Source organism: Paenibacillus medicaginis, from assembly GCF_042138635.1.
GTDB classification, from domain to species: Bacteria; Bacillota; Bacilli; order Paenibacillales; family Paenibacillaceae; genus Paenibacillus; species Paenibacillus medicaginis.
In genome coordinates, this window is sequence record NZ_JBHIRY010000019.1 from 100,505 (window position 1) to 117,590 (window position 17,086).

The 17,086-nt window shown below is 50.8% G+C and carries 15 protein-coding genes, 5 tRNA genes and 2 riboswitches; of the genes, 8 read left to right on the forward strand and 12 right to left on the reverse strand.

The window, feature by feature from the left end:
* The first annotated feature begins 58 nt into the window (after positions 1 to 58).
* The 4 genes from ACE5LO_RS18250 to sdaAA all read left to right on the forward strand — a co-directional run bounded on the left by ACE5LO_RS18250 (position 59) and on the right by sdaAA (position 3,375).
* A complete protein-coding gene (locus ACE5LO_RS18250) occupies positions 59 to 718 on the forward strand; it encodes an amino acid ABC transporter permease (protein ID WP_375521439.1) in 660 nt (219 codons plus the stop codon).
* A 15-nt stretch (positions 719 to 733) separates the two neighbouring features.
* On the forward strand, positions 734 to 1,384 hold the full coding sequence (locus tag ACE5LO_RS18255) for an amino acid ABC transporter permease (protein WP_375521440.1): 651 nt from the start codon (positions 734 to 736) through the stop codon (positions 1,382 to 1,384).
* A gap of 83 nt (positions 1,385 to 1,467) precedes the next feature.
* Positions 1,468 to 1,580, forward strand: a riboswitch (glycine riboswitch).
* A 3-nt stretch (positions 1,581 to 1,583) separates the two neighbouring features.
* A riboswitch (glycine riboswitch) is annotated at positions 1,584 to 1,666 on the forward strand.
* 87 nt (positions 1,667 to 1,753) lie between these two features.
* Positions 1,754 to 2,440 (forward strand): L-serine ammonia-lyase, iron-sulfur-dependent subunit beta, encoded by a 687-nt coding sequence (gene sdaAB, locus ACE5LO_RS18260; RefSeq protein WP_375521441.1) that lies wholly within the window; start codon positions 1,754 to 1,756, stop codon positions 2,438 to 2,440.
* Positions 2,441 to 2,466: 26 nt separating this feature from the next.
* Entirely contained in the window at positions 2,467 to 3,375 is a 909-nt protein-coding gene (sdaAA, locus tag ACE5LO_RS18265; RefSeq protein WP_375521442.1) for an L-serine ammonia-lyase, iron-sulfur-dependent, subunit alpha, read from the forward strand.
* 113 nt (positions 3,376 to 3,488) lie between these two features.
* Here the strand turns inward: sdaAA and ACE5LO_RS18270 are convergent, their stop codons facing one another.
* From ACE5LO_RS18270 to ACE5LO_RS18295, 6 genes are all read right to left on the reverse strand, one after another.
* Positions 3,489 to 6,353 (reverse strand): Ig-like domain-containing protein, encoded by a 2,865-nt coding sequence (locus tag ACE5LO_RS18270; RefSeq protein ID WP_375521443.1) that lies wholly within the window; start codon positions 6,351 to 6,353, stop codon positions 3,489 to 3,491.
* An 88-nt stretch (positions 6,354 to 6,441) separates the two neighbouring features.
* Positions 6,442 to 7,620, reverse strand: a complete 1,179-nt coding sequence (locus tag ACE5LO_RS18275; protein ID WP_375521444.1) for a response regulator — start codon at positions 7,618 to 7,620, stop codon at positions 6,442 to 6,444.
* Positions 7,601 to 9,397: a cache domain-containing sensor histidine kinase gene (locus ACE5LO_RS18280; protein ID WP_375521445.1), complete on the reverse strand. Its 1,797-nt coding sequence runs from the start codon at positions 9,395 to 9,397 to the stop codon at positions 7,601 to 7,603. The genes ACE5LO_RS18275 and ACE5LO_RS18280 overlap by 20 nt, the downstream gene beginning before the upstream one ends.
* 76 nt (positions 9,398 to 9,473) lie before the next feature.
* Complete coding sequence (locus ACE5LO_RS18285; RefSeq protein WP_375521446.1) at positions 9,474 to 10,298, reverse strand: carbohydrate ABC transporter permease; 825 nt, start codon at positions 10,296 to 10,298, stop codon at positions 9,474 to 9,476.
* Positions 10,299 to 10,312: 14 nt separating this feature from the next.
* Positions 10,313 to 11,203, reverse strand: a complete 891-nt coding sequence (locus ACE5LO_RS18290; protein WP_375521447.1) for a carbohydrate ABC transporter permease — start codon at positions 11,201 to 11,203, stop codon at positions 10,313 to 10,315.
* Positions 11,204 to 11,323: 120 nt separating this feature from the next.
* Positions 11,324 to 12,667, reverse strand: coding sequence for a sugar ABC transporter substrate-binding protein (locus tag ACE5LO_RS18295; RefSeq protein ID WP_375521448.1), 1,344 nt, complete (start codon positions 12,665 to 12,667; stop codon positions 11,324 to 11,326).
* 293 nt (positions 12,668 to 12,960) lie between these two features.
* On the opposite strand from ACE5LO_RS18295, the gene ACE5LO_RS18300 reads away from it, so the two are divergent.
* Positions 12,961 to 13,110 (forward strand): hypothetical protein, encoded by a 150-nt coding sequence (locus ACE5LO_RS18300; RefSeq protein ID WP_355325765.1) that lies wholly within the window; start codon positions 12,961 to 12,963, stop codon positions 13,108 to 13,110.
* A gap of 55 nt (positions 13,111 to 13,165) precedes the next feature.
* Here the strand turns inward: ACE5LO_RS18300 and ACE5LO_RS18305 are convergent, their stop codons facing one another.
* Entirely contained in the window at positions 13,166 to 13,912 is a 747-nt protein-coding gene (locus ACE5LO_RS18305; RefSeq protein ID WP_375521449.1) for a Crp/Fnr family transcriptional regulator, read from the reverse strand.
* Positions 13,913 to 14,122: 210 nt separating this feature from the next.
* Between ACE5LO_RS18305 and ACE5LO_RS18310 the strand changes: the two genes are divergently transcribed.
* The 3 genes from ACE5LO_RS18310 to ACE5LO_RS18320 all read left to right on the forward strand — a co-directional run bounded on the left by ACE5LO_RS18310 (position 14,123) and on the right by ACE5LO_RS18320 (position 16,438).
* A complete protein-coding gene (locus tag ACE5LO_RS18310; RefSeq protein ID WP_375521450.1) occupies positions 14,123 to 14,557 on the forward strand; it encodes a GAF domain-containing protein in 435 nt (144 codons plus the stop codon).
* A gap of 131 nt (positions 14,558 to 14,688) precedes the next feature.
* Entirely contained in the window at positions 14,689 to 15,342 is a 654-nt protein-coding gene (locus ACE5LO_RS18315; RefSeq protein WP_375521451.1) for a response regulator transcription factor, read from the forward strand.
* Positions 15,335 to 16,438: a PAS domain-containing sensor histidine kinase gene (locus tag ACE5LO_RS18320; protein ID WP_375521452.1), complete on the forward strand. Its 1,104-nt coding sequence runs from the start codon at positions 15,335 to 15,337 to the stop codon at positions 16,436 to 16,438. Before ACE5LO_RS18315 ends, ACE5LO_RS18320 begins: the two co-directional genes overlap by 8 nt.
* 113 nt (positions 16,439 to 16,551) lie before the next feature.
* Here the strand turns inward: ACE5LO_RS18320 and ACE5LO_RS18325 are convergent.
* The 5 genes from ACE5LO_RS18325 to ACE5LO_RS18345 form a co-directional block, all read right to left on the reverse strand.
* Positions 16,552 to 16,622 (reverse strand) — tRNA-Gly (locus ACE5LO_RS18325).
* A 9-nt stretch (positions 16,623 to 16,631) separates the two neighbouring features.
* Positions 16,632 to 16,705 (reverse strand) — tRNA-Pro (locus ACE5LO_RS18330).
* A gap of 35 nt (positions 16,706 to 16,740) precedes the next feature.
* A tRNA-Arg gene (locus ACE5LO_RS18335) sits at positions 16,741 to 16,817 on the reverse strand.
* A gap of 25 nt (positions 16,818 to 16,842) precedes the next feature.
* Positions 16,843 to 16,914: transfer RNA gene (locus ACE5LO_RS18340), tRNA-Cys, on the reverse strand.
* A gap of 10 nt (positions 16,915 to 16,924) precedes the next feature.
* Positions 16,925 to 16,999, reverse strand: a tRNA-Gly gene (locus tag ACE5LO_RS18345).
* Positions 17,000 to 17,086 lie beyond the last annotated feature (87 nt).

Consider the following 17,086-nt stretch of genomic DNA (forward strand, 5'->3'; position numbering starts at 1 on the left):
GAGCCGCAGCAGCGTGCTCCTTCTTGCTTGCCATCGGTTAACGGAGGTGTGATCCGACATGCTAACTTTTGACGTTAATGTCCTGTTCAATTATTGGGACTTGTACATGGAAGGCTTCCTGAACACCATCAAGGTCAGCCTGATTGCTCTTGTGGCAAGCTTTCTGCTTGGCGCCTTGATTGCCATTTTCCGGATAGCACCCTTCAAACCACTGAATTGGCTTGGTACCGTTTATGTGGAAATCTTCCGGAATATCCCGCTGTTGATCACAGTCTATATTTTCTATCTGGGTCTCGGTCCTCTTGGCATCAACCTTGACGGTTTTGCTTCTGGCACTATTGGATTGTCCATTTATACCGCCGCTTATATAGCGGAAGCCATACGGGCGGGCATTCAGACAGTGCCCAAAGGCCAGATGGAAGCCGGCCGCTCGTCCGGCTTGACGTACAATCAGACGATGATCCATATCATTCTACCGCAGGCCATCAAGATCGCGCTGCCGGCCATGGGCAATCAGTTCATTAACCTGTTCAAGAACTCATCCATTCTCGCTGTCGTGGCCGCCGCAGATTTGATGCTGATGTCCGACCGGATCAATTCGGAGACATTTTTGCCTGTCAGCGTTTATGCGTTCACCGCTGTATTATATCTGGTCGTCACCCTTCCGCTCAGCTTTGTCATGCTGTACATGGAAAAACGGCTGGCCAGAACAACTTAAGGAGGGAAGCCACTTATGGATTTTGCTGGATTATTTTCCGGGCCTAACGTCAAATTTATACTGCAGGGCTTCCTCCTTACGTTGGAAGTCGGCATCTGGTCCATTGCCATCAGCACAATCGCGGGTATTATCTTCGGGGTTCTGCGTTATACTCGAATCCCCGTGATCTCGCAGGCTGCTGCCACCCTTATTGACCTGATCCGCAACCTGCCGCTGCTGCTCATCATTTATTTCCTGTTCCTCGTCCTCAAGCCGCTCGGATTTGATGTCGAATTGAAATGGTCCGCCATCATCGGCTTGTCCATTTTCGAAGGCGCCATGATTGCCGAGGTGGTGCGCAGTGGCCTGAAATCGGTCGATAAGGGGCAGATTGAAGCTGCAAGGTCGTCCGGTTTGAATTACACGCAGACCTTGTGGCATATCATTCTTCCGCAGGGCCTGCGGCGCATGATACCGCCCCTGGTCAGCCAGTACATTTCATTGATGAAGGATACTTCACTGGCGGTCATCATCTCGCTGCCTGAACTGACGCACAGCGCACAAATTGCCGGTGCCCAGAATCAGTCGTACGTTATTCCGGCCCTGCTGTTTGCGGCGTTCCTGTACTTTGCTGTAAACTATAGCATGTCGCTGATTGCCAGGAAGCTGGAAGTGCGGACCCACTGAGCAACTATGGGCCAGTGAGCATTGACACGCTGGCGGCCATCCTTTACTCTTAATTTGAATCATTGAACTGAATACCGCCGCGGATGAAGCTGACGGGAGAGACCTGATCCACGGAGGATACAGGGCACCGAAGGAGCAAGCTGCACGGCACCCGGCCGGCAGTTAATCTCTCAGGTACATGTACCGCCAGCCGACGCAGCTCTGGAGAGAGCATTTTTGAAGCCACCCAAGGGGTAAGACGGGCCAGTGCCTGTCGGAAACTCTCAGGTACAAAGGACAGAGACAAGGGACTATTCCTTGTTCTGTCCTTTTTTGTGCTTACATATTACGTAAGTAAATGAATACTGCACCAGATCAGGAGGAATGGATATGCGCTTCAAGGATGTGTTCTCCATCATTGGCCCGGCCATGACGGGCCCGTCAAGCTCGCATACCGCCGGTGCCGTTCGTCTTGGCCGCATGGCCCGGCACTGGCTCGGTGGAGTGCCTGAGCAGGCCAAAATGACGCTGTACGGCTCTTTTGCAGATACTTACAAAGGGCATGGCACGGATCTGGCCCTGCTGAGCGGTTTGCTTGATTACGATACCGATGATGCCCGCATTCCCGATGCCGAGCAGTGGGCGGAGCAGGCCGGGATGACATTTGAGTTTGTTGCCAGCAGCCTCCCCGCTCCTCATCCCAATACCGTCCGCTTTGAACTGCAGCGCGGCGGCGAACAGCGCACGCTGCTCGGTTCATCCATTGGCGGGGGAAATATAAATGTACAGCAGCTCAATGAGTTCCGTGTCAATTTGACGGGCGAGCTTCCGGCCTTGATCCTGCTTCATTCCGACAAGCCTGGCATGCTCGGGGCTGTAACCTCCGGGCTCGGGGCCGCCAGCGTCAATATCGCTTATATGCATGTGGACCGCAAAGGGCGGGACGGCGAGGCTTTAACCGCAATTGAGACGGACAGCGCTGTCCCTGAACAGGTCATCACGCAGCTGCAGTCATTAGCCCATATGTACGAAGTAAGAAAGATCGATATCCGCAACAAAAACAGGCGTCTGCCATAAATGCCAATAAAGGAGCAAAATAAGCGATGCGTTTCAGTCATCTTCACGAAATCAGCAAAATCTGCCGGCAAGAGTCCAAGACCATCAGCACTTTAATGATCGAAGAACAATCCCGGGAGACGGACACCCCTGCCCAGGACGTGATCAGCCAGATGACCGACTATTACGAGGTGATGAAGGAAGCCGTGCGCCGCGGCCAGACAGAGAATACCGTATCACGCAGCGGCTTAACGGGCGGAGACGGCAAACGGGTGGCGGATTATCTGCGGTCAGGTGAAACCTGCTCAGGAGATGCCTCAGCCCTCGCCATGGCCTATGCCCTTTCCGTCTCTGAGGTAAATGCCTCGATGGGTCGTATTGTCGCTACACCAACAGCCGGCTCCTGCGGTGTCATTCCCGGGGTATTCATCAGCGCCCAGGAGCGATTCGGATGGTCGGATGAGCACATGGTGCGCGGTCTCTTCGCGGCGGGAGCCATCGGTTACGTGATCGCCAACAATTCATTTATCTCCGGCGCCGAAGGAGGCTGTCAGGCCGAGATCGGCTCCGCCATTGGCATGGCCGCAGGCGCCATGGTCGAGCTGCGCGGCGGCACCCCGGAGCAGGCGGTTCATGCGGTCGGCCTTGCCTTGAAAAATACGCTGGGTCTCATCTGCGATCCTGTAGCCGGCCTCGTCGAAATCCCCTGTATCGTCCGCAACGGACTCGGGGCGGTGACGGCTCTGGCTGCGGCTGATATGGCACTGGCAGGCGTACGCAGCGCCATTCCATCGGATGAAGTCATTGATGTCATGCTTGAAGTCGGCAGCGCCATGCCTGTCAAGCACCGGGAGACCGCCAAGGGCGGCCTTGCCCAGACCCCGACGGGCCGACGGATGACAGAATCACTAGCCGGCAGCCGCAAGGCAGAGGCAGGGGCAGGGGATAAAAGTTAGTTCCGTTCTTGATTCAGCAACGTTCAGCAACGTACCTCACCCGCCATCGTGCAGTATAACGGAAAAAGGCCGTTCCCGTTTCACCGGGAGCGGCCTTTCTGCTCATAAACCCATTATTTTTCTGTTACATTGACAACAACCTTGGCTGTCTTGCCGGCAAACTTCAGCGTGACGGTGGTTTTCCCTTTGCTGATGCCTTTAATCCCTCCGTCTTTAGCTGTAGCCACCAGAATTCTGGAGGAGGTCCATACTCCTTTTTTCGTTACATCCCCCTCTGTGCCGTCCACATACGTAGCCGTTCCGGCCAGTTGCACCTGCTGGCCGACAGTAAGGTTCAACAATACCTCGCTGGTCTCAAGGTATTTCAGCGCATCCACCGTAACCGGCACTTTGACCGTCTTACCACCGTATTTTGCCGTAATACTGGTCTTGCCGTATCCGGTTGCCGTTACGGTGCCGCCCTTCACAGTGGCTACCTTGTAGCTGCCTGTTGTCCATTCGGCTTTGTCCGTCACGTCGATGGTCGAACCGTCGCTTAGTGTGGCTGTAACTTTAATATTATCCGTTTCACCCGTTTTCAGTGAAAGGGTAACTTCGGATGCTGATATTTTTGTGGCCGTGTCTACGTAAACCGTTATGGTTACCTTTTGACCGCCATATTTTGCCGTAATATTCGCTTTGCCTTTTTTATATGCGGTGACATTACCGTTCTTGACGGAAGCAATCGCCGCACTGCTTGAAGACCATTCCGCGTCTTTCGTTACATTTCTTGTATCGCCCTTCGAATTCGTTGCTGTGAGCGTAATCAGTTGGGGGGCATCTCCTGCCGACATGACAATCAGAATTTTATCGGCCTCAAGCTCAGCAGCAAGGCCCACTTCCACTTTAACGGTCGCTTTCAGACTTCCATAGGTAGCCGTTACAGTGGCTTCACCCTCAGCCATGCCTGTGATCAAGCCTGAAGAATCAACCGTCGCAGCTTTAGCGCTGCTTGTGGTCCATTCCGCTTCATTGGTCACATCTTCCGTGGTTCCATCTTTGTAAGTTACCGTGAGCTGTTGCTGGTACGTATCATCAATATCGAGAACGAGTGATTTGGATTTCACTTCCAGCTTTGCAGGCTCGCCAACTGTGACGGTAACTGTGGCTGTTTTGCCGTTGTAGGTTGCGGTAATGACCGCAGTTCCTTTTTTGTAAGCCGTCAGCTTGCCCTGGTTCACATATACAATACTATCATTATCGGATGTCCAGGTTGTACTATCGGTTACAACTTCCGTCGATCCGTCTGTATAAGTTACTTTGGCTGTCAATTGAACCGGTTTCCCGTTCTCAGACATGGAAATTTTCGAGCTGCCGATGTCCAAATGGGATGCTGTCTCCACATTGACGGTGATGGTAGCCGTTTTACCGCCATATGCCGCTGTAATCGTAGCGGTCCCGGAGCTATATGCCGTAATCAGTCCACCGTCAGACACAGAGGCAACGGCTTCGTTGCTCGATGTCCAGGCAGCCTGGCTTGTAACATCGGTTTCGTTTTCATCCTTCAATACAGGCTGATGGGTGCCTTTGACAGCCAGATAGACTGCGGACTTGTCCACGCTCAGCGTGTTGACTTGGCCCACCTTTACAGGCAGGGTTGCCGTCTGTGTGCCATAACTTGCCGTAATTGTCGTCGTCCCTGCACTATACCCGATCACGAAGCCGTCCTTCACATCTGCTACGGACGGGCTGCTGGACGAGTAAGAAGCGCTTGCTGTCACATTTTTACGGGTACCGTCCGCAAATGTCGCGGTCAGCTCCAGCTGCTGCTTCCCGCCAACGGAATCAAGAATGACCTGGCCCTGACTAAAGTCAAGATAGCGGGCAACCTCCACACTTACCTTGACTGTTGCCGTTTTATCGCCGTATTTGGCAGTGATCGTAGCTACTCCTGCTTTGTTGGCTGTGACCTTGCCCTTATACACGCTGGCAATGCTCTCATCACTTGATGTCCACTGAGCGTCAGCGGTAATATCCTTGGCCGCAGCCTCAGGATAAGATGCGGTCAATTTAAGCTGCTTCTCTCCGCCAATCCCGAGGAACAGATCCTCATTGTCCACGGTCAGCTTGCTTGTTTTCTCGACCGTTACGTTGATAGTGGCTGTCTTGGTTCCGTACTCGGCTGTAATGACTGCGGTCCCCTGTTTATAAGGTGTAATGCTGCCTTTCAGCACATCGGCCACCGCTTCATCACTGGAGGACCACTCGGCAGCAGCAGTTACGTCCTCGGTTGTTCCGTCAGGAAAAGTAGCGGTCAACGTGACTGTCTCCGAACCCTCGCTAAGCAAAAGGGAGACATCCGTGGTGCTTGGTGTAATGCGCTTCACCACATCCACAGTTACCTCTACCGAAACGGTCTGCTTGCCGTATACGCCGGTAATGGTTGCCTTACCGGCCCCAATACCTGTCACTGCGCCATTCACGACCGTAGCGACAGCCGGGCTGCTGGATGTCCATTCCGCCTGATTAGCCACCTTATTGTCTGTCGTATTATCACTGTAAGTGGCTGTGAGTGTAATTTGTTCAGATGCTCCCTTGCGAATATTCAGGCTCGTTACATCTGCGGTCAAAGCTTTTACGTTCTTGGTGACTGTAATGGAAGCCGATTGGGAAAATGCTTTGCCGTCCCCGTCCTTGAAAATGGCAACGATCGTTGCTGTTCCCACCGACTTGGCGGTAACTGTACCGTTATATACGGAAGCAATGGAAGTGTCATCACTTGTCCAATCAGCATTAATCGTTACGTCCGAGGTTTTGGCATCGCTATATACGGCTGTAGCGTTCAGCTTTAACGTCTCGCCAACCATCAGCTGGGCACTGTTCGCTGAGAGAACAATTTTCGAAACAGTTGTACTTGCAGCCCATGCCGGTGCGGCACCAACGATCAACAGCAGGAAGGACAGCATGATCGCGAGCGGTTTGGTCAAACGGTTCCTCAAATGATTTACCTCCGATATATGTGTATTCTTTAAACTTCATAAGTTCATATATCGGTAGATGCTGGGAAAAAATTAAGATACTTTAGTCCTATTTTGACATACCTATTCTATATTCCGTCGGAGTCATGCCGCACTTGCGGCGGAATACCTGCGTAAAATGCCTGACATCATGATACCCGATCCGGTCGGCAATATCGGCCAGCTTCAACTGGGGATCAAGCAGCAGCTTTTTGGCCTGTTCCATGCGCAGGCTGATGACATAATCCTTGTAGCCCTGGCCGGTCTTCTGTTTGAACAGCTGGCTGAAATAGACGGGATTCAGGAATACAACCGATGCTACTCCCTCAAGAGACAAGTCCTCTGTATAGTGGGCACGAATATATTGCAGCGCCACATCCACCGTATGAATCCCCTCCTTCAGCGATTCATCTCCGCCGGATACCAGGCTGCCCTCCAATGAACTGCGCAGCGCCGCGACCGCATCGGGAATGCCCGCAAAATCATGATGCGGTCCGGAAACCGCCGCCTGAAAGGGCAGCTTCAAATATCTCCGCAAATGCTCCTTCAACTGGCTGATCAGCCTGCTTGCTTCCGATTCATCCTGAAGGCGGGCGATGCCGAGCAGGCTATACCGGTCCAGGCTGACGACAAAGCCATGACCGGCCGTGTCCAGCAGCTCGGAGAGCACATTTTCAACAATAAAATGCTCCAGATGATTCTTTCGCTGCACTGCCTCCATCCCAACCATAAAAAGGTGGAATTGCGGATAATTCTGCACGAAAGGGCGAATATCCAGCTTGCCCGTATCCAGACCGAGCGCGTAGCGCTGAAATACGGCTTCTCTCAGGTAGCCCAGACTGGATTTCAGCAGCTTGCCTTCCTTCATTCTCTCCGATTCGGCCTGTACTTCTCCTGCCAGCGTCTCCACACACTCCAGCAGCTTTTTTTTGCCGATCGGCTTCAGCAGGTAATCCTTTGCGCCAAGACGTACCGCCTTCTGGGCATATTGAAATTCCGAGTGCGCGGAAATGACCACCCACTGCAAGTGCGGGTGCTTGCGCTTGGAGATCCGCATAAACTCAAGACCGTCCATACCTGGCATCAAGATATCAGTGAGCACAATATCCACCGGATGCTCAGTCAGAATGCCCGCCGCTTCCTCCGTGGAAGCGGCCGCATAAATACGGCTGTCCGGCCAGGCCTGGTGAAGGGTGCGCCCAATCCCCTGGCGGATCGTATGCTCGTCATCAGCTATCAGTATATTCATCGCTTTTCCTCTCCTTTGGAAGCGGAATGGTTACGGTGATTACAGTTCCTTTCCCGGGTTTTCCTGCGATACCAAGCCCGAATTCCTTGCCGAACATATGATGCAGACGCATTTGCAGATTCTGTAAGCCGATATGGCCGGATCTGCCGCTTATGCTCTGTTTGCCCGGATTAGCCAGCGCATACCGGACATCGATTAAACGCTCCGATGTAATCCCGACACCATTGTCGGCAATGGTCAGCCGCAGCGTGTTCCCCGCTTCCTCGGCACGGACATGCAGCTCCCCGCGCACACTCAGCTCCAGCGGCTCAAGGCCATGCTTGACCGCATTCTCAATCAAAGGCTGGAGCGTCATTTTGGGAATACGGATATCCATCCAGCGCTCGCTGATCTCCATGAGCACGGTCACCCTGCCCTCCAGACGGGCCTGAATAATCGTCAGATAATGCCCCATCTGCTCAACTTCCTCCCGCAGGGTCACCTCCGCTCCCTCTTCCCAATGGCTGCTGTAGCGGAACAGATGGGACAAGGCCAGCACGACCTCACCAAGCTGATCCTGCCCCTTCTCATCAAGCAGCCAGTAGATCATATCAAGCGTGTTGTATAAAAAATGGGGATTCACCTGGGTTTGCAGGGCATGCAGCTCTGCGTTCTTCTCACTGACCGAAGATATTTTGACCAGTTCGATCAGTTCCTCGATCCGCCCGACCATATGGTTAAAGGAGTCTACCAATTGATTGACCTCCTGATAGGAGGTCACCTCCAGCCTTCGCCGGAAATTGCCTGTCTCGACCAGCTTCATTTCACGAATCAGCCGCTTCAGGGGCTGAGATATGCTTCTGGACACCACCAGGGCAATAAGTGCGGACAGAATAATGAGAACAGGGGCGACAATCAGCAGAAAGCGCTGCGTCTGAGCCAGCTCGACATTCAAATCCCGGTTTGGCGTTACACTGATCACGGACCAATCGGCATAAGGAAGCCGGGAAGCAATAACGACCTGTTGGTCGCTCCGTTCCACGATGATGTCGTCTCCGCCGGCCGCCTGCAGGCTTTCAAGAGACGGGGGAGGGTTAACGGAGGTTGACGAGACAATCCGTCCCTCCTGGCCCATCAGGTAAACCTCACTGTTCGGGCCCAGACGCAGATTATGGAGGGCAGCCAGTATCGACTTCGGCTCCGCCTCAATCAGCACGATACCGATTGGCTTATGTTCATCCAGGTCATAGAGCTGACGCCCGAATGCAAAAACAGGCCTCTTCTCCATCTGGTCAATAACCGAATGGGGATAGACGCCCAGCCAGGCAATTTTGCCTGCGGATTTCTTGATTTCCTTATACCATTCCGCATGCATGTATTCCGGATCTATAACATTCATGTAGTTGCCGTAATTATATACCTTGCCGCTGTCCTTCAAGACATGAATGCCTATCAGATCTTCCCGCGAATAATAAATAGCGCCCAGAATATTGGTAATTGTGCGCTCATTAATATAAGCAACTGCCTCTGGCTGATGATCGGTTTCCGTACCGAGCAGCCGGACAAGGTCCAGGTTATTGGTGATGGATTTGGTCAGACTGTTATAGCTGTTCAGCAGCAAATCGAACAGCCCTGCCGTCTGGGACACGTTCTTGCGGGCCAGATCGCTGATTTTGTCATGGAACTGCACGGTGGTCCGGTTGTAGAACAGCAGGCTTACCGCCAGCACAATGCCTGACATGCAGAAGAGAAACAGAATGAACATCCGATGATGAATGGATTGAAAACGGCGCTGCAAACGTATATACGCTCCTTTCGTCTCGTTTGTCCCATCTGCCCCTCTTCGTGCTGGCCATGTGCTGGACAAGCCTGATTCAGCCCTTCACCGCGCCGGCAACCATACCTTTGGTAATCCGTTCGGAGAGCAGGAAATAAATGATGATGACCGGAAGCGCCCCCATCACGAGATACGCGCCGATGTTGCCGTAATTAACGGTATATTGGCTGACAAACGTATAGATACCGAATGGCAGCGTTTTTAGCTTTTCTGAGGAAATAAACGTAGCTGCCATGATGTATTCATTCCAGATATTAATGAACGTCAGAATGCAGACCGTCATGACCGGCGGTATAGAGATCGGCAGAATGATGCTCCGGAAAATCCGGTATATGTTCGCCCCGTCCATATAAGCCGACTCTTCAATTTCATGAGGAATGGATCTCATAAAACCACTGAGGATGAACACCGCGATTGGAGTCTGGAACGCAACGTAGGGCAGAATCAATGACAAATGGGTGTTCAGGATATTTACATTTTTAAAAATGACCATTAAGGGCAGCAGTGTAGCCTGCATCGGGATCATCATGCCTACGAGAAACACCAGCATAACGATGCCGCCATAACGCCAGCGGAAGCGTGTGATCGCATAAGCCGTCATGGAGCTGAGCAGAATGACGCAGATCATCGTCACGCCGGTAACAAACACACTGTTGGACAGGTACTGCAGGTAGCTGCCTGATTCAAAAGCCTCTTGATAATTACTCCAACGTGGTGTTTCGGGAAGAGCAAAGAAGCTACCGCCCAGAATCTCCTCATTGGTCTTCAGCGAATACGTCAACAGCCAAAACAGCGGATACACCTGCGTAACGACGAGGACCGCAAGCACAACGTATACGATTGACTTTTTTAACATTTTCATCGGCTCCGGCCTCCTTAGTTTACCTTATTCTCGATTCGTTTGAAAACAAAATTTATGATGACTGTAAATACAAGGCAGAAAACGACCAGGAAGGATGCCAGGGCACTGCCGTATCCATATTTCATCGACAGGAAGGACATACCGTACATATAGGTAGCCACGGTGTCTGTGGCATGAGCCGGACCGCCGCCTGTCATGACCCAGATCAGATCGAAGGACTGGAGTGAACCGATAAAGGCCAGAACGATAGAAATTTTAAAAATCGGGACGATCAGCGGCAGCGTGACATAACGGTCGGCCTTGAAGCCTTCGGCTCCATCAATTTTGGCCGCCTCATACAACTCGTTGGGAATATTCTGCACACCTGTAAACTGAATCAACAGATGATACCCGAAATACTGCCACAGGGCTACGAAGAAGAGTGAATAGATGGCAATCTCAGGCTCAGTCAGCCAGTTCCGGGTCCATGCTTCAAGTCCTAATGACGTGAGCACTCCGTTCAGCATGCCACCCATCGAAGCAGGATTGTAAATCGTTTTCCACAGTTGGCCGATGATAACGACAGACAGGATGACAGGCAGAAAGTAGATGGTGACGAGGGTATTGGATTTTCGCACATACCGGTTCAACAAGATCGCAATCAGCAGACAGACTGGAATTTCAAGCATTGAAAAGACAGCAAACATGATCGTGCGCTTCACGGAAGGCCAGAACAACGGATCATCGGTCAAAAATTTCTGGTAGTTAGCCACGCCTACAAACTTCGCATCCGAGATTCCGTTCCAATCCAGCAGGCCGCTGTAGATGGACACGAGAATCGGTATGAACACCATACAAACGTAAAGCAGCAGACAAGGCAGCACGAATACCGCGATGGTACCGGCCCGCACTTTTAATACATTCATGGTTCTCCTCCTTTATCTGTATCTCTTACTCTATCCTCTATTGCAGAGCTTATTTTGCCGATCCTAAAAGCAGGGAAGGAACCGGAAGGCTCCCTCCCTGCCGCTGGCCGGGCCATTCTGTTATTGCGGATTGGCTTCAAAAGCAGCCTGGTGCTCTTGTGCTACCTGGGCCGGGTCTGCATCCGTGACGAACAGATTTTGAATGCTGCTCAGATGCGCCTGGGCGACTGCAGGGTTCATCGTATTATCGAAGGCCAGATCTCCGCCCTTAATATTTTTGAACAGCTCGTTGAGACCGACGGCGAGCTCCGAATAGCCTGCTGCTTTAAAGTCGCCTTCAATTTTGTGGCCGCTGCCTACCGCGTCCTTAAGCTCAAACTTAACTTTAGGCATTTCGGTCATAAAATAATGCAGGAAGTCTTTGGTTTCTTCCAGGTGCTCGCTGTTCGCGGAAATCGCAAAGGCGCTGCCAGGCGCAATAATATATTCGTTGACATCGCCTTTGCCGTTCACCGTAGGGAACTGGAATGCGGCTACTTGATCCGCTACAGAGGACGAGTCAATAGCTCCGGTCTCCCAGGTGCCCATGATGTACATGGCCGCTTTGCCTGTTTTGAAAATGTTGCCACCAGCGTTGTAATCGATCGAAGTTGCTCCATCCGGGAATGCTCCGGCTTTCACCAGCTCCTGGAACGCTGCTACAGCTTCCGTGAATGCGGGATCATTGAACGTTTTCTTGCCATCAATGACGTCCTGCAAGAAGCCAGGGCCGCCGTTGGTGCGAAGCAGGATGTTCATGAACAACAGCGAACCTGTCCAGGAGTCCTTCTCACCGATAGCGATCGGGGTAATGCCTTTGGCTTTCAAAGTCTTGACAACTTCAAGCAGTTCATCAAATGTTTTTGGCGTTTCCTTAATGCCGGCTTGCTCGAACAGAGCCTTGTTGTAGTACACGACTTCGATGTTATTGCCGTCAGGAAGCGCGTAGACGTTGCTATCGAAGCTGTAATAGTTCAGCAAACCATCCTGGAATTTATCCTTCAGATTGTCGCGGTCCACCACGTCATTGAGCGGTGCCAGCAGTCCGGCGTCAACGAAGGGCTTCATCTGAGCCGCCGGGTTCACGATGGTAATATCCGGAACCTCCTTGGAAGCAGCCTGTGTTTTCAGCTTCAGCTTCTGCTGGTCTGTATTCAGTGAGTCAAGCTCAATCTTAATGTTCGGGTGATCCTTTTCATACTGCTCCACAAGCTGGTTCATCATTTTATGTGCGGGAGTCGTCGGATCAGGATAAATGTTCTGGAATGTAATCGTAACCTGCTCCCCGCTTTTTTCTCCGCCGCCGCTGCTGCTGGAATTATCGGTAGTTCCACCGCCTTCCTGCCCGCTGCTGCATGCCGCCAGCATGAAGATCATTGCGCCTGCCATCGTCAAGGCAAACGCTTTCATTTTTCCTGTACGCATGACCCTTTTTCCTCCTTAAATAAATGAATTAAGCATTTTCTTGCCGTTTGCATAAAGAACTTTTTGTCTAAGGTGATATGGTTATTATCTTCCAATTCACGGACGTGAACAATGTGCGAACTTAGGAAGTGAGGTTTGTTTTTTTAAGGGGGTTTTATTTCATGCATTTCCTGCAAATCACTTGCTTTTCTCCTGAATAATCGGCATAATAGGTTTAAATTGATTTTGTGATAATGATTATCATTATTGAGTTTATCCATGATGTGTAATATTTCTAAGGGGGAAGGAACCTGGTGAACGCAGCTCTTCAAAAGACCTCTCTGCATATTGATGATTACTTGGACCTTCTGAATCTTGCTGTTAAAGTTCAGGATGAGAAATGGCAGAAGGAAATTCGGCGTAAACTGCAAGGCTTGCTGCAGCATACATCACAACAGGCCTAGAATAAATTAAGAAAGCTAATCCGGGATTCGCTCCTTGATTAGCCTTTTTTTCTTCTTACAAACGGCATATTTCATCAGAACAGTGTCCCACCTCAGGACAGCCGCACATCAAGCGTAAGTCCTCCATCCGCAAAATATTGATTTTCCCCTCCCTCATCTCAATCGTGCCCTGTTCTTTGAGCGAGGTAAGCATCCGGTTGACACTCTCACGAGTCGCGCCAATCATTTCTCCAATCTCCGTATGATTCAGCTTGATGTTCAGCAAAATCCCATCCTCGTTTTTGATTCCACACGTATTCGATGCACGGATCAAGGTCGAAGCCAAAGCACCGGTTTTTCCATACAGCAGCAAATCCCTGAAACGGGATTCCATAATCCGCTGTTTGAGACCGAACCATTTTATAAATTGCACAGCCATATCTCCATGCCTCGTCAAGAGCCCTTCCAATTCCTTACCTTGAATGACGCCGATTTCGCATGTGTCCGCCGTTTCCGCTGTGTAGTTATGCTCCTCCCCGCCCAAGCCGCCGAATTCGCCGATCAGGTCACCCCTGCGTTGAATGGTCAGCAAAAGCTCTTTACCGTCTTCCGTTGATTTGTGCAATTTGATCCGTCCTGCGTGAATATAGTAAAGCTGTCCCGCTGCCTCTCCCTCCATAAAAAGACTGACGCCCGCCTTAACCTTCTTCCAGGTCATAATACTTTTAAGCAGTTCAATATGCTCTTCCGTCAAAAATAAGTTGATTCCCGTACGTTCCACCTGTGCCGATCCTGCCAGTTTTGCTATATATAATGAAGCCATGCTCATCTCCCCTTCATGTCTTTCTTATATTCTAATCATAGTATAATTCACGAATTTGCGTTATCAGGAAATTACCTGATTTTCCCCACTCCATGACCCTGAATATGTGTGATAAAAATCACTACAGTCCGGACGAGAATATGATATTTTCCCTAATTGAAGATAGATCGAAAATATTTGCTTTTCACCTCGTAAAGGAAGTGCTCTGTCATGAACGATCTTTTGCTGGAAGTCAAGCGTGAGCTTGACTCTCTGCGTGCGCTGATTTCGTGTGATGTGGCTGCGGTAGCCTGGATTCATTCGGCGCATAATTTTTTCCGCTGGCGTTATATCTCCGGAAATCGCAATGACCGTTACCAGCGAATTTCCTTTAAGGCCGGACACGGCTTATCAGGCATGGCCGCGAGGCTTGGACGTTCCATAGAGGCTAATCCTCTTTTAAGGGATACCTACCGTTTAAGACAGGACTCTGCATTAATGCTTGCGGAACAGCTTCACTCCGCCTTTGCGGCTCCTATTTTCGGCGTGGACGATATTCCCAATGGTGTGGTATTGGTCGGACATCGGAACGCCTACAGCTTTGTTCCCCATGATACTGCTTTGGTGGAGCAGACTGCCCGGCGGCTGGGCACCCTCAAGTTTTAACCTGTACTGGTTGTTTGTGCCTGTATTCATTCCTAACGGGGCTTTTAGAAAGGAATCCTGCATTGATAGGTTTCCTTTCTTTTTGCTATGATGAGATCATACACGCGATACATCGCCTACGGAGGGATATTTTGGTTCGTATACTTGTTGTTGATGACCATGTTGTTGTCCGGTCCGGCCTGATTGCATTATTGGACGGAAAGCATGATATTAGCGTCATCGGAGATGCCGCCGACGGGGATGAAGCCATAGCGAAAGCGCTTGAATTACATCCGGATGTCGTATTGATGGATTTCAGCATGCCCCCTGGCAAGGATGGTCTGACAGCCACAACAGAGCTGAAGAAGCTGCTGCCTGATACCGAGGTTCTCATTTTGACCATGCATGATGATGATGAATATCTGTTCCGTGCCATTCAGGCAGGAGCTTCCGGATATATCTTGAAAAGTGCGCCTCACGAAGAATTGATCACCGCTATCCAATCGGTTGCCCAAGGAAATGCTTACCTGTATGCCAATGCTACCAAACGCCTCATGAGCGAATATCTGGATAAGCTGAAGCAGGACGGCGGTTCAGGTCCTTATGAATCTTTATCTGAGCGGGAAAAAGAAATCTTATCATGGGTCGCCAAAGGCTACTCCAATAAGGAAATTGCCGAGCATCTCATCATCAGTGTCAAGACCGTAGAGTCGCACAAAAGCAACCTGATGGAAAAGCTTAATCTAAAAACCCGACCGGAGCTTGTGAAATTTGCCATGAAGAAAGGGCTTCTGAATTATGAGTAACCATCACAAATGGATTTTACATCAAACGATCGGAGAGCAGGCAGTATCCCTCATTGAGCTGCTGGATGAGCATATTCCGGATGAAGAATTCCGCGAGGCTTTGCGCTACTCTTTGCTCCAGCTGTCCGATCTGAAGTTTGCCCTTGATGAATCGTCCATTGTCGCGGTGACTGACCGCAAAGGGACGATTCAGTATGTTAATGATAAATTTTGTGAAATATCCAAATACACCCGGGGTGAACTGATCGGCAAAGATCACCGGATTATTAACTCTGGCCATCATTCCTCCGAATTTATGCAAAATTTATGGAGAACGATCTCCTCGGGAAATGTATGGCGGGGGGAAATACGCAATCGTGCCAAAGACGGTTCTTATTACTGGGTAAATACCACCATTGTTCCCATAACGGACGACAAAGGCCAGCCCTATCAATACCTGGCTGTGCGTAATGAAGTTACAGAGCTTAAGCAGGTTCAAGCCGAGCTCCAGAGCATGATGACACAAGTGATGCAAATCCAGGAGGAAGAGCGCAAGCGTTTTTCCCGCGAGCTTCATGACGGCATCGGACAAAGTCTGTTCTCCTTGGCCATTCAGATGGATCATGAGCTGTCCAAGCAGTCCAATCCGGTAATCCAGCAGCTGCGTCAGCAAGTCACGGCCATCATGGCTGATATTCGGGGGCTGGCATGGGAGCTTAGACCTTCCGTGCTGGACGATTTGGGCGTTGTTCCCGCCCTTCGGACTTATATTGACAACTACAGCAATCACTACGGAATACAAGTGAATTTCACCTGTACGCTGCGCAAACGGCTGGATATCCAGAAGGAGATAGCCATCTACCGTATTGTTCAAGAAGCCTTGACCAATATTGCAAAATATGCGGATGTGTCAGAAGCTAACGTAACTGTCGAGGATCGCAGGTCTGAAGTTTGGGTAACTGTAGAAGATAAAGGGAATGGATTTAAACCTGGTGAAGCCGGGCAAGGGGTAGGTCTCTTCAGTATGGAGGAACGTGCACGGGGGGCCGGAGGCCGGCTTCGTGTTCTGTCCGCATCAGGCAGTGGTACCCGTATTGAACTGAATATACCTAATTGAAGGGAAAATAAATTGAAGGAAAAATAAAAAGAGAGAGCTCTGTCGGAGAAACAGGCTCTCTTATTAAAGGTGTCACAACTGGTGTGACAAGAATCCGCTAAGATAAAACAAAAAGCGGGTGATGGGAATCGAACCCACGCTACCAGCTTGGAAGGCTGGAGTTCTACCATTGAACTACACCCGCAAATAAAGATCGGGACGACACGATTTGAACATGCGACCCCCTGGTCCCAAACCAGGTGCTCTACCAAGCTGAGCTACGTCCCGTTATTCATTCATACCATACTTCGTTGAAGCTATAATGGCGTCCCCTGAGAGATTCGAACTCCCGACCTTTTGATTCGTAGTCAAACGCTCTATCCAGCTGAGCTAAGGGGACATCTTATAATGGCCATCCATAGTAAAGGCGCCACCCAGATTTGAACTGGGGAATCAAGCTTTTGCAGAGCTTTGCCTTACCACTTGGCTATGGCGCCGTTGTGATAATGGAGCGGACGACGGGAATCGAACCCGCGACCCTCGCCTTGGCAAGGCGATGCTCTACCGCTGAGCCACGTCCGCAAAAATATGGTGCGGTCGAGAGGACTCGAACCTCCACGGGGGGTTAGCCCACACGGACCTGAACCGTGCGCGTCTGCCAATTCCGCC